Origin of the sequence: Gottfriedia endophytica, from assembly GCF_017814275.1 — a bacterium.
GTDB classification, from domain to species: Bacteria; Bacillota; Bacilli; order Bacillales; family Bacillaceae_G; genus Gottfriedia; species Gottfriedia endophytica.
Map to the genome: position 1 here is coordinate 41708 of NZ_JAGIYQ010000021.1, position 12728 is coordinate 54435.

Genomic DNA, 12728 nt, shown 5'->3' on the forward strand with positions numbered 1-12728 from the left:
CCTCCAAAACTACATTTCGTATAAGTTATCATACCATAACAAGAAATATTCTACATTGTTCCCTTTCTAATAGTGTACACAAAAAAGCAGAAGGAATCTCCTTCTGCCTTACTTTAGTACTCGTATCTTAATCGTCTTACGACCAAATTTCAAACAATCTTGCTGAGTTGGGAAAAGAACATCAATACGGTGGCCATTAATAGCTCCACCTGTATCACCTGCAATCGCAACACCATATCCCTCTACCCAAACTTTAGACCCAAGTGGAATAATGTCCGGGTCAACAGCTATTAATTTTATATTTGGGTTTTTTCGAACATTGATTCCAGTTGCAGTAATCCCACTCATTCCACCTTCGTAAGGCGAGTATGCTGTTGCTTCCACATACATCTCTTTTCCTTTAGATGGCTCTTTAGCAGCCATTGATCTTGAAGGTGTTTTTGTTCCTACTGCAATGATACGATTAACTGGTGCTTTTATTGTTTTTTCACCGATTAATTGTTTTGATACGATTTTCCCATTTTCTTTTGTAATTTGGTAGTTACGTTCAACTACACCATTACTACCATTAGAAAGAACTTTTTTATTACCTTTATACATTGAAGAATCATTTTGTGTTTTATCTTCAAACTTTAAAGCTTCCTCCACTACATCGTTGACCTTTTCTACACGAATTACATGAACTGTATCATTTGGTTTAACTGTTTCAGCTAATCCTGGCTCAACTCGGTCAAATTGATTCAGTGTAATTTGTTGATTCTTTAAAAGGTCTGCGACAGTAGTCGAAGTCGACCAAATTTTTTGTTCTTTTCCACCTTCATTAACTGTTAAAGGAAAAGATGTATTGATATCCACATTACCATCTTGCCCAATTTCTGCATTTAATTCAGGTGTAACCTTGTCATGCTCTTGTACATTCACATTTTGCTCATCCAATAATTCTTTAACCGTTTGAGCAGTCGTCATGACAATCTTGTCATTTCCATCAATTGATAACTTAACTGGTTTAAAATGATGAATAGATATCTTCATATCATTCTTAATTGTTGTATTCCTAGAAGGGAATACCTCATCGTTATTCGTAATATTTACTTTTTGTTCTTTTAAAAGTTCTCCTACTGTGTCAGCATGTGTTTGAATAACTTGTTGTTTTCCATCTACTTCAAGGGAAACCTTATCCTTAAGGCCCTCATATGCACCAGTACTTATTGATCCAGTGAAAACTAAAGCTCCTGCAAGTTGTACTGCTAGTTTTTTACTACTCCCAAGTCTAGAAAGTAACCTATTAGCGTCTATCACGCTGCCGCCTCCTTTAGATTGAGAAAAAAGATTGACTAGCTCCAAACCTATTAACTAGCTTCTACTCTACTGAATGTATGTTTACTAGATTTAGAAGTAGAAGAGTTTTCTTTCGACAAATTCTTCAACTCTTCATACATGAACGATATTCGAACTTTATCTATCTATACGTTCTGTTCACGTAATCATTTGTGGATCTGAAAAATGGTACATGCATTTTCAAAAGTTTTTCGTCTTACTTCTTCGACCGAAATACCTTTTAAACGTGCAATTTCATCAGCCACAAGTGATACATAGCTAGGTTCGTTTCTTTTTCCTCTATACGGATGTGGAGTTAAGTATGGACAATCAGTTTCTACTAGAAGATGATCTAGTGAAATTTCTGTCGCAACTTCTTTTGGTTTTTTTGCATTTTTAAATGTAACTGGTCCTCCTAGAGAAATATAGAAGTTCATACCAATACACTCTTTTGCAGTCTCCACACTTCCGCTGAAGCAGTGCATTATGCCGCCTACTTCAGATGCTTGCTCTTGTTTTAAAATGGAAACGATATCTTCAGTTGCATCACGGTTATGAATGATGATTGGTAGTTTCAATTCTTTCGCCAGTCTTATTTGACGACGAAATACTTCTTGTTGAATTTCCTTTGGTGACTTATCCCAATAATAATCAAGACCTGTTTCACCAATGGCTACTACCTTAGGATGCTGAGATAACTTTTTAATCCATTCAAAATCTTCTTCTGTTGCATCGATTGCATCGACTGGATGCCAACCAATTGCAGCATATAAGAAATCATATTTCTCAATTAATTCCATTGCTTTCGTAATAGTTGGACGATCAAATCCAACAACTACTTGATGAACAACGCCTGCATCAATAGCTCTTTGAATAACTTCTTCTAGATCTTCTTTATATTGATCAGCGTTTAGGTGTACGTGGGTGTCAAATAACATTTTTATTCTCCTTCGTCCATCTGAATTTAGTCTAGCATAGTTAAAAATTTCTAACCTAACGGCCCGTTAACAATTACATTACAAAAAAAATACAGAAAAAAAGGTCTTTTTTTCATATTTTTTATATTGTTTCCCTATGCCATTTTCCTTATTATATAAGGCTTGAAGCATTTAATCTTCCTAATTATTTACTTACTAGCTTTTAGTACCTTGTAATATACTTGTAATACTTTCTCCATATAACGACTTTCTTCAACGAAATATAAATTTCTGTCAAAGGAACTGTCAATTAAACACAATAAACTACATAATTCTATGCATTTCTGCACCAAACAACACTTCTGTTTTGTTATATTAATATAACAATCAACCAAATTAAGTATAAAAGGAACGACTTGATTATAAAATAACACAGGTTCATTTAGTCTAAAGACCGAATATCAATGCAATGGAGTTAGACAAAAAAAGTGTTCCGTGTACTATGTGACACGAAACACTTTTCATAGACTCTACTTAATGATTGATCCGTTTGGTAACGATTGGTCAATTGTAGCTAATGAAAGCTTACCATCTTTACTTCCTGCTAAGATCATACCTTCTGAAAGTTCTCCACGTAATTTTGCAGGTTTTAAGTTTGTTACGCAGATTACTTTTTTCCCAATTAACTCGTCCGGAGTATAATGTTCTGCGATACCTGAAATGACTTGTCTTGTTTCTGTACCTAAGTCTAATTGAAGCTTAAGTAATTTCTTTGCACCTTTTACAAGACTTGCTTCCTTCACTTCAGCAACTTTTAATTGTACCTTCATAAAATCATCGAATGTAATTTCAGGGGCTTTTTCTTCATCTAGGGCCACTTCTTCTTTAACTGGTGCAGAACCCTTCATTTGCTCCACGATAAATTCAACTTCAACCTTATTATCTAAGCGAGGGAAAATTGGTTCTGCTTTTTGTACTTTCGTTCCTTCACCAATTACACCAAATTCATTTAGACTTTCCCAAGTTGTGAATGACTCGTCTGTGATACCTAATTGGTCAAATATTTTTCCTGGTGCTTGTGTTAAGAATGGTTTTAATAAAACGCCCACATGACGAAGTGTTTCTGCTAAATGAGCCATAGCAGAAGCTAACTCATCTATTTTTTCTTCATCTTTTGCAAGAACCCATGGTTGTGTTTCATCAATATATTTATTTGTACGACTAACCAATTGCCATAAATGCGTTAATGCAACTGAGAATTCCATTTTTTCCATCGCTTCTTCAATCGCAATTCTCGTATCTTTTGTAAATTGCTTTAGTGATTCATCAAATGAAGTGATGTTTCCTTTTACAACTGGAATTGTTCCATCAAAGTATTTTTGAATCATCGCAATTGTACGGTTTAATAGGTTTCCAAGATCATTCGCTAAATCAAAATTGATTCGGTCGACAAATCCTTCTGGAGTGAATACACCATCTGAACCAAACGGAACTTCACGTAGTAAATAATAACGCAAAGCATCTAGACCGTAACGATCAATTAAAGTTACTGGATCAACTACATTACCTTTAGACTTACTCATCTTACCGTCTTTCATTAATAGCCAACCGTGTGCAAACACTTTCTTTGGAAGTGGTAAATCTAATGCCATAAGCATGATTGGCCAGTAAATCGTATGGAAACGAACGATTTCTTTTCCTACAAGATGAACATTAGCTGGCCAGAATTTTTTATATAGTTCCTCGTTTTCCGAGCCATATCCTAATGCCGTAATGTAATTAGATAGAGCATCAATCCATACATACACAACATGCTTAGGATTTCCTGGTACTTTTACTCCCCAATCAAATGAAGTACGAGATACCGCTAAATCTTCTAAACCAGGTTTAATAAAGTTATTAATCATTTCATTTTTCCGAGATTCTGGTTGAATAAATTCTGGATTCTCTTCGTAGAACTGAAGAAGACGATCAGCATATTTACTCATTTTAAAGAAGTAAGACTCTTCTTTTACTAATTCAACTGGATGTCCGCTATCAGGGCTTTTTCCGCCAATAATTTCTCCTTTTTCATTTTGAATCGGATCAACTAATTGCGTTTCCGTATAGAATGTTTCATCTGGTACTGAATACCAACCTTCATATTCGTCTAAGTAAATATCACCTTGATCTAGTAGCTGTTTAAAAATTTTCTCTACTACACGTTTATGACGATCTTCTGTCGTACGAATAAAATCATCATAAGAGATATCTAATTTGCTCCATAGCTCTTTAATTCCAACGATAATATCGTCTAAATATTTCTCTGGTGTTACATTTAATTCTTCTGCTTTACGCTGAATTTTTTGTCCATGTTCATCTGTACCAGTTAAATAGAATACATCGTATCCTCTTAATCGTTTATATCGAGCCATCGCGTCTCCAGCTACCGTCGTATACGCATGTCCAATATGTAACTTACCACTTGGATAATAAATTGGTGTAGTAATATAAAAAGATTGTTTACCCATTCTTATTTCCTCCTTAATCAATCATTCAAATCTTCAATTATGTAATAAATTCATTATTAAATGAAATAGATACGGAATGAATTAGCTCTGTATACTTAAGTTAAATTCTACACAATAGTAACATCTATTTCTATTATTTCTAGCAAATATACTATAATTTTCAAACTAATAGTAAAAAATGAAACTTCAACCAGTTGAGAGTAGACATCTCAATGATTGAAGTTATTCTTATAGTTCATGAAAAACTGCATAAACATCTCGTTTATTTAAATTTCGATCTTTAGCAACTAATTTTATCGCATCTTTACTAGATTTCTGTTGTTCTGTCATATACCACTGAATATGCTCTTCAATGGATAAGTTATCCCAAAAATTACTTTTTGCTGCACTAGCTTCCTCTTCACTTGCACCTTCAACTGCTACAACAAATTCACCACGAATTTCTTCCGTATCAACCCATTTGCAGGCTTCTTCTAATGTACAACGGATAAATTCCTCAAATTTCTTCGTAAGCTCTCTACATAAGACAACTTGTCTATTTCCTAATACTTCATACATCACATGAATCGTTTCTTTTAATCGATGTGGAGATTCGTAAAATAAAATTGTACCAACTTGTCCCTTTAACTCTTCAAGCTGCTTTTTTTTATCACGTTTTTGTCTTTGAAAAAAACCCGCATAATAAAAAGAATCTGTTGGTAATCCAGATGAGATAAGTGCTGTTAGTGCTGCGTTTGCACCCGGCAATGGAATAACTGAAACGCCTCCATTTAAACAAAGTTGTACAATTTCATAACCTGGATCAGAGATACACGGCATCCCAGCATCACTGACGATCGCAACTTTTTTGCCATTTTTTATATCCTCTATAATCTTTGCTCCGCTTTTTTCCTTATTATGCTCGTGATAACTGACAAGAGGTGTCGAAATCTCAAAATGAGAACATAACTTTTTACTATTTCTTGTATCTTCTGCTGCTATGTAGTCAACCTCTTTTAAAATTCGAATGGCACGAAAAGTCATATCTTCTAAATTTCCGATTGGGGTTGGTACTAAATACAAACAACCAGTCTCTTCTTGAATAAAGCTTTTTTGGCTATTCACTCTCTGTTCCCCTTTTGCTCATATATTCTTGTTTCTTAACTCTAGTTAGCTGTTTGAAAGCATACTCTGCTTGCATTGCTTCGCGTTTCGTAGAAAATTCCTCATTGTAGATACATTTCACAGGTTTTCTTACTCTCGTGTATTTTGCACCTTTTCCTGCATTATGTTGTTTAATTCGTCTTTCTAGATCTGTTGTATAACCAGCATAATAGGTGGTATCACTACACTCCAATACATATAAAAAGTGTTTATCCTTCTCCATACAAAATGTCCTTTAATTCGGGTGTGTATTCATTTTGTTCATTATATACAAAGAGTGGTGGCAAAATCTTCAGATCAGACTTTCCACCTTTAATTCCTTCTATTAAAAGTGTATTGGCTTCTTTACCAACCTTTGGATAAATAAGCTGCATGCGTTTTGGTTCAATACCATGTTTTCTCATCGTTGTCACAATATCAAGTAACCTTCCAGGGCGATGTACCATCGATAACTTCCCGCCATGTTTTAATAAAAGCTTACTTGTATAAATCACTTCTTCTAAATTAGTTTTGATTTCATGTCTTGCAATTGCATAATGCTCATTTTGATTTTGCTCTGATTTTGGAACATCTTGAAAATAAGGGGGATTACATGTAACTACATCTACTATTTCTCTTCCAACTAGATCAGGTGCATTTTTCAAATCATCGTGTAGTATGGTTATTTTTTCTTCAAGATTATTATACTGAATACTTCGTGTTGCCATATCATACAGACGCTCTTGTATTTCTACACCAATCATCTTAGCATGAGATCTTTTATGTAATAATAACGGAATCACACCATTTCCGGAGCATAAGTCAACAATAAGTCCTTTTTGAATTGGGACGTATGTGAAATTTGCTAATAGAACAGCATCTAATGAAAAGGAAAAAACAGAAGGACTTTGAATGATGCGTAATTCCTCTGCTAATAAATAATCTAATCGTTCATCATCACGTAGCATATAACTAAACCCTTTCTAATTTCTACTTTAAGTGTTCCCTTCACTATCTCTTTCTAAAGAAAAAGTCTCTCCCACAAGAGTAGGAAAGACTCCTTATTTTTTATCAAAAAACATTAAACAAAATAGGCAATCTTCATTATCCCGAACACTACCGTAATGCACATTACAGATATGGAAACCTTCTTGATATAATCTCGCTAGGTTATCGTACCCTTCTCCAATATCTGATTCTTTCGGTGTCACTTTTTTACTTCGTGTCATTTCTGATTGAATAATCTCTTCTTTTTGTTCAAGCCCAAGACGTTGCCGTAAATGTTCATTTTCAATTTTAGTATAGTGATTCTCCTCAAGCAGTTCAGCAATATACTGTTTTAGTTCTCCTAACTGCTTAGATAAATCTTGAATTTGATCTTCCATATTAGATAGAGATAAGAAAATATTCTTTTTGTCCAATCGTACCACCTCTTAGTCTGTGGTTGGTATTGAAACGACTCCCTCATGAATTAACTCATCAAGGGTATATTCAACAACAAGTTCCTTTTTTATAAGCTCCACTTGAATTACACGTTCTAGAATGTTTAATCCAACCACTCTTCCAGGGCCTTGTGAAGTTTCAATTACATCCTCTAGGTCAGGTAGTTGTTCTTTAGCCGCTTCATACTCATCATTTTCATATTTTAAACAACACATTAAACGCCCACAAAGACCCGAAATTTTAGCTGGATTTAGCGATAGATTTTGGTCTTTTGCCATTTTTATTGATACTGGCTCAAAATCACCAAGAAAAGTAGAGCAACAAAGCATACGTCCACATGGACCTATACCTCCAAGCATCTTTGCCTCGTCTCTAACACCAATTTGGCGTAATTCGATCCTAGTGCGAAATATAGCAGCTAAATCTTTTACAAGCTCTCTGAAATCAATTCGTCCGTCAGCTGTAAAATAAAAAATAACTTTATTTCGATCAAACGTATATTCTACATCAACAAGTTTCATATCTAAATCATGTTGCATTACTTTACTTGAACAAACCTCATAAGCTTCTTTTGCAGACTGTCTATTCTCTTCAACAATCATACGATCGTGCTCATCAGCCATTCTCATTACTTTTTTTAAGGGTAATACAACATCATTTTCGCCAACTTGTTTATTTGGAACAACTACTTTACCGTATTCAATCCCTCTAACCGTCTCAACTATTACAAATGTATCTTTGGGGATTGGTATTCCGTTCGGGTCGAAATAATAGATTTTTCCTGCTTTTTTAAACCGTACACCAACTACTTCGTACACAATCTACAATCCCTCCTGTAATTCAATTATCATTTGCTCTGCAACAAGCAACATATTAGCATTCGATACTAAGCGTTTCTTCGCTTCTAAAATAATCGTTAAACAGTTGGTTATTTTGACTAATGAAAAACGATTAGAAGCATGTTTTAGTGTTTGTTCGATCTCTTTAAACACTATATTTTGTTCTTGCTCAGCATGTATATATATCATATCTTTAAATACTAGAATTAATAGATCTAACCCTAGTTGTAATCTTTCTTTTGTTTCAAATGTACGCACAAACCCTTGTTGAAGAAGCAAAAGGCTATCTTTTCTTAGACTTATTAATGCTTCATATAATTCTATCACTAAACTTCTAGCTTGTGCAAACCATTCTTCTTTTGCCAGTTCACTCGCTTCTTTTTCGTTATTTGTAATTCTAGCTAGTAATAGAGCTAAATCCAATGGAATTTCCTGCGCCTGTAACTGGTTTTCAAAATTTTTAACAGAAAGAGGCTGAAAATGTACATTTTGACAGCGAGATACAATAGTCGGAAGTATACGTTGCAATTGTTCAGTGACCAAAATTGCCGTTGTTAAAGAAACTGGCTCTTCTAAAAACTTCAACAGGGAATTCGCAGCACTAGCAGTCATTGTATCAGCATGCTCGATTAGATAAATTTTGCGATTGTTTTCTACTGCTGTCTTAGAAAATTCCTCTTGGAGCTCTTGAATCTGATGTTTTTTTATCGATAATTCTTCCGGTCTTAAAACATAGACATTTGGATGATTACCAGAATCAACCCTTTTACAATTTCGACAATTCCCACAAGGTGTTACGCCATTAAGTTGTTCACAAAGTAATACTTTTGCATAATATACCGCCATATCCATCTTACCTGTACCTTTTGGACCTTCAAATAAATAGGCATGGGCAACTCGATTTTTACGAACTGAATTTTGAAGCATCTTTACTGCTATTGGCTGACGTTGGTTTAGTTCCTCCCACGATATACTCAATCGAACTCACCTACTCATGTATATAAATTAATTAATAGACCTTTTATTTCACCAATTTTTTTAAGCAAATCCATTGATTCACTCTCTTTATCAATCATTTCATTTGTCAATTCAACTAATTTTTCATCAATCAATTTGACCACATGAAGTGTATTTACATAACCACCTGGACTCCAACTATTTTGTTCTGATAACTCTAAACCAAAATCAACTGCTTCCTTAACAAAACGTTTAACTAATTGTTTAAAACGCGCTAAATCGCGTAAATGTTTTCCTTTTGATAAGCGTTCTCCCTGAACTTCAATCTCACCCATTAATCTTACTAATTGATCCAACTGAAGTTTTGATTCATTTCGTTGAACTAAAGATTGAAAATTTACGGACGTTGGTTGGTTTTGTCGCAAATCCTTTCGTTCACTATTTAACTTTGCAATTAAATTTTGATCAATTTTCATTAAAATCCCCCATTAGGTGATCACTTTCATTACGGACTTCTCTTTATTATTATATCAGTTTATCGATAGCTTGTTTACGTTATCCCCTTGTTTCGTAACAATACTTAAATTGCTTATTCGTTTATCACCATTAACTGGCAGTTGAGTCAGGCGGATAAAATCCTCCACTTATGGATGATTCAATTTATCTTATTTTCAATTGCTTGTAATACTTGGCTATAAACTTCCTCTATACTTTTCGATGCATCTACAAGACAGAATCGTTTTCTATCACTATCTACTACCTGTAAGTAACCTTCATAAACTCTTTTATGAAATTCAATATTTTCTAAATCTAATCGATTAATTTCTCGACCGTTTGCATCATGTACCCTTTTCAAACCAATCGAAGGATCTAAATCGAAAAAAATCGTTAAATCTGGCATTGTTCCATCTATTGCAAATTCATTAATTTGCCTTACTTCTTCTATTCCTAAATTTCTTCCAACACCTTGATATGCTAGAGAACTGTCAATAAAACGATCACAAAGGACAACTTTTCCTTCTTTTAAAGCCGGAATAACTTTCTCTACTAAATGTTGTCTACGAGCAGCAGCATAAAGTAATGCCTCTGTACGACTATCCATCTCTGTATGATCAGGTCGTAAAATAATTTCCCTGATACTCTCTGAAATACGAATACCACCTGGCTCTCTAGTTGAAAGGAATGGAATTTCTTTATTCACAAAATACTGTTCAATCATCTTAATAATTGTCGTTTTGCCAGCACCTTCTGGCCCTTCAAACGTAATAAATAGAGACTTCAAACTAATACCCTCCTACAAACAATACACTTCTATTTTTAATTCAATCTCATTTTCTATATTTTGAATATAACCTCTATTTTCATGAAGTTCCTTTACATACTTTACATGTTCTCCACTAATTAACTCGCCTTCTAGTATAACTGGTATACCAGGCGGATAAGGTATAACGTTTCGTCCACAAATTCTACCAACTGTTTTATCTAATGGTAGTTGTTCTTTTTCCTTCATCATGAGTTCTTTAAAACTGTATGGAAACTGACTTACAATACTTGGATAATAAAATGACGTATTTAGTTGATTCCCTTTTTTATCTTTAACGGCTCTTCTAATAGCATTTATGGCCTCTTCAATGTTTGCAATTTTATCTAATGGTAGAACAAATAAGACATGCTTCCAATCTGATAACTCTGTGAAGACATTTACATGTTCTAATTCTTTTTGCAATTCAAAACCCGTTAACCCATTCTTGCTCTTTATCATAACTTTTAATAAATCTTGTTTGTAGTTATGGTTGTTAGAATGTACTACTTCTATCTCGGGAATTTCTTGGAGTTTATTACAAAAATAGTGAATTTGTTGTTCGATCTCTTGAATATCTTCTTCTGTAAGATTCTCTAAAAATGATCTAGCTAAGTCCAAAGAAGCCATGATTGGATAGGACGGGCTACTGCTTTGAAGCATCGTTAAATATGACCCTACTTTACGTTCGTCTACTAAACTAGATTTTACATGTAAAAAAGATCCCATTGTCATAGCAGGTAATGTTTTATGAGCTGATTGGATGACAAGATCAGCTCCCATATTTAAAGAACTTTTCGGAAAAGGATCTCCTACAATAAAATGAGCACCATGTGCCTCATCAACAATAACTGGAATTCCATAACGATGAGCTACTTCAATAATATCTTCTAAATTCTGTGACATTCCATAGTAGTTTGGATTTGTTAAAATAATTGCTTTTGCTGACGGATGTTGATGGATGATATCAATTGTACTCTTTTGTTCAACGCCTAGAGCAATCCCTAATGTCTGATCAACTTCAGTTGGTAGTAGTACCGGCTTTGCTCCAACTAATGCTAATCCATTAAAAATCGATTTATGACAATTTCTTTGTACAAGCACTGGTTCATCCTGCTTGCAAGTTGCATAGATACTCGCTAAATTCCCAACAGTTGAACCATTTACGAGGAAAAAGCTTTTATCTGCAGAATATAGATTTGCTAAAAGTTCTTCAGCCTCCTTGATCACACCAGTTGGGAAATGCAAATCATCTAAACCATTCAATTCCGTTACATCTATTTTCAACAAATCCGTAAAATGAAATGATTCGAGTGCTGTATGAGAACCATTTTTATGTCCAGGGACGTGAAAAGATATAGGGTTTGTTGATGAAAACTCTTTTAATTTATTTAAAAGTGGTAATTTCTTCACTGCCATTCTTCTTTCTATTAATAGTGTCTATTTTACAGAGCCTACCGGTTGTACAATCACCTATTTAATGTATGTTTAAAAATATTTCAGTATATATAAAAAGAAAAAACTCGGTAAATAAGCCGAGTTTTACATCTTTTATTATTTTAACTGATTTTAAATATGAAAACTACCTATAAAGTTCAACTAACCATCAGTGGGGAGTTTTTCATTCCCACTGATGGTTAGTTGAACTAAAAATATTTGTACTATGACGAAATACTAAAGTATTATCTCTTGTTTTATTTCAGTTAAACATCTTAACTTTTCTATATATACCTGATATTGAACATCATCGGTACTAGTGTTAACAATCTCACTTTCACAATTTGAACAGATGAATGATTGTAAAATAACAATCCCACTTTCCTTCTTTTCGTTACATATAACGCAAGTTTTCAACCCCACTGTCAATCACACTCCCTTTTCCTCATAATCGTCAGTACAATATGATCGATTTCCTTATTTTAATAGTGTTTGCAAATTCTCACTTTTTTATACAATTTATTATCCTAGTTTTCCTATTATATGTATGTGAATAAAATTAGTGAAAAACAACAATCTTTTAGAAAAGAGCATAAAATAAAAAACTCTAGTCAATATGACTAGAGTTTTTACAGTTACCAGGCAACGTCCTACTCTCACAGGGGGAAGCCCCCAACTACCATCGGCGCTAAAGAGCTTAACTTCCGTGTTCGGGATGGGAACGGGTGTGACCTCTTTGCCATAATTACCTGATTCTATATAAAAGGCTTATACCTTCAAAACTAGATAATGTCATATTGAACGTTTAGTTAAGTCCTCGACCGATTAGTATCAGTCAGCTCCACGTGTCACCACGCTTCCACCTCTGACCTATCAACCTGATCAT

Annotated in this window: 13 protein-coding genes and 2 rRNA genes; all 15 read right to left on the reverse strand. The window is 34.1% G+C overall.

The genetic code is table 11. The annotated features are described in order from the left end of the window. Positions 1-108 precede the first annotated feature (108 nt). Positions 109-1299, reverse strand: coding sequence for a ubiquitin-like domain-containing protein (locus J5Y03_RS20060; protein ID WP_209407609.1), 1191 nt, complete (start codon positions 1297-1299; stop codon positions 109-111). A gap of 185 nt (positions 1300-1484) precedes the next feature. After that, positions 1485-2255: a TatD family hydrolase gene (locus J5Y03_RS19175; protein ID WP_209407610.1), complete on the reverse strand. Its 771-nt coding sequence runs from the start codon at positions 2253-2255 to the stop codon at positions 1485-1487. A 509-nt stretch (positions 2256-2764) separates the two neighbouring features. After that, positions 2765-4744: a methionine--tRNA ligase gene (gene metG, locus J5Y03_RS19180; RefSeq protein ID WP_209407611.1), complete on the reverse strand. Its 1980-nt coding sequence runs from the start codon at positions 4742-4744 to the stop codon at positions 2765-2767. Positions 4745-4972: 228 nt separating this feature from the next. Further along, entirely contained in the window at positions 4973-5848 is an 876-nt protein-coding gene (gene rsmI / locus J5Y03_RS19185; protein ID WP_209407612.1) for a 16S rRNA (cytidine(1402)-2'-O)-methyltransferase, read from the reverse strand. Continuing rightward, complete coding sequence (locus tag J5Y03_RS19190; protein WP_209407613.1) at positions 5841-6110, reverse strand: GIY-YIG nuclease family protein; 270 nt, start codon at positions 6108-6110, stop codon at positions 5841-5843. The genes rsmI and J5Y03_RS19190 overlap by 8 nt, the downstream gene beginning before the upstream one ends. Beyond that, a complete protein-coding gene (locus tag J5Y03_RS19195; RefSeq protein ID WP_209407614.1) occupies positions 6097-6834 on the reverse strand; it encodes a tRNA1(Val) (adenine(37)-N6)-methyltransferase in 738 nt (245 codons plus the stop codon). The genes J5Y03_RS19190 and J5Y03_RS19195 overlap by 14 nt, the downstream gene beginning before the upstream one ends. Positions 6835-6927: 93 nt before the next feature. Next, entirely contained in the window at positions 6928-7287 is a 360-nt protein-coding gene (gene yabA, locus J5Y03_RS19200; RefSeq protein ID WP_209407615.1) for a DNA replication initiation control protein YabA, read from the reverse strand. A 12-nt stretch (positions 7288-7299) separates the two neighbouring features. After that, positions 7300-8127, reverse strand: a complete 828-nt coding sequence (locus J5Y03_RS19205) for a PSP1 domain-containing protein (protein WP_209407616.1) — start codon at positions 8125-8127, stop codon at positions 7300-7302. 3 nt (positions 8128-8130) lie between these two features. Further along, a complete protein-coding gene (gene holB, locus J5Y03_RS19210; protein ID WP_209407617.1) occupies positions 8131-9126 on the reverse strand; it encodes a DNA polymerase III subunit delta' in 996 nt (331 codons plus the stop codon). A gap of 14 nt (positions 9127-9140) precedes the next feature. Next, the gene (locus J5Y03_RS19215; RefSeq protein ID WP_209407618.1) at positions 9141-9581 is read right to left on the reverse strand and encodes a YaaR family protein; all 441 of its coding nucleotides are present in this window, start codon (positions 9579-9581) and stop codon (positions 9141-9143) included. A 179-nt stretch (positions 9582-9760) separates the two neighbouring features. Beyond that, positions 9761-10387: a dTMP kinase gene (gene tmk / locus J5Y03_RS19220; protein WP_209407619.1), complete on the reverse strand. Its 627-nt coding sequence runs from the start codon at positions 10385-10387 to the stop codon at positions 9761-9763. Between the two features lie 12 nt (positions 10388-10399). After that, positions 10400-11824, reverse strand: coding sequence for an aminotransferase class I/II-fold pyridoxal phosphate-dependent enzyme (locus J5Y03_RS19225; protein WP_209407620.1), 1425 nt, complete (start codon positions 11822-11824; stop codon positions 10400-10402). 255 nt (positions 11825-12079) lie between these two features. Then, a complete protein-coding gene (locus J5Y03_RS19230; protein WP_322099603.1) occupies positions 12080-12265 on the reverse strand; it encodes a sigma factor G inhibitor Gin in 186 nt (61 codons plus the stop codon). Positions 12266-12479: 214 nt separating this feature from the next. Further along, positions 12480-12595 (reverse strand): 5S ribosomal RNA (rrf, locus tag J5Y03_RS19235). 52 nt (positions 12596-12647) lie between these two features. Then, a 23S ribosomal RNA gene (locus J5Y03_RS19240) occupies positions 12648-12728 on the reverse strand; the annotation flags it as partial.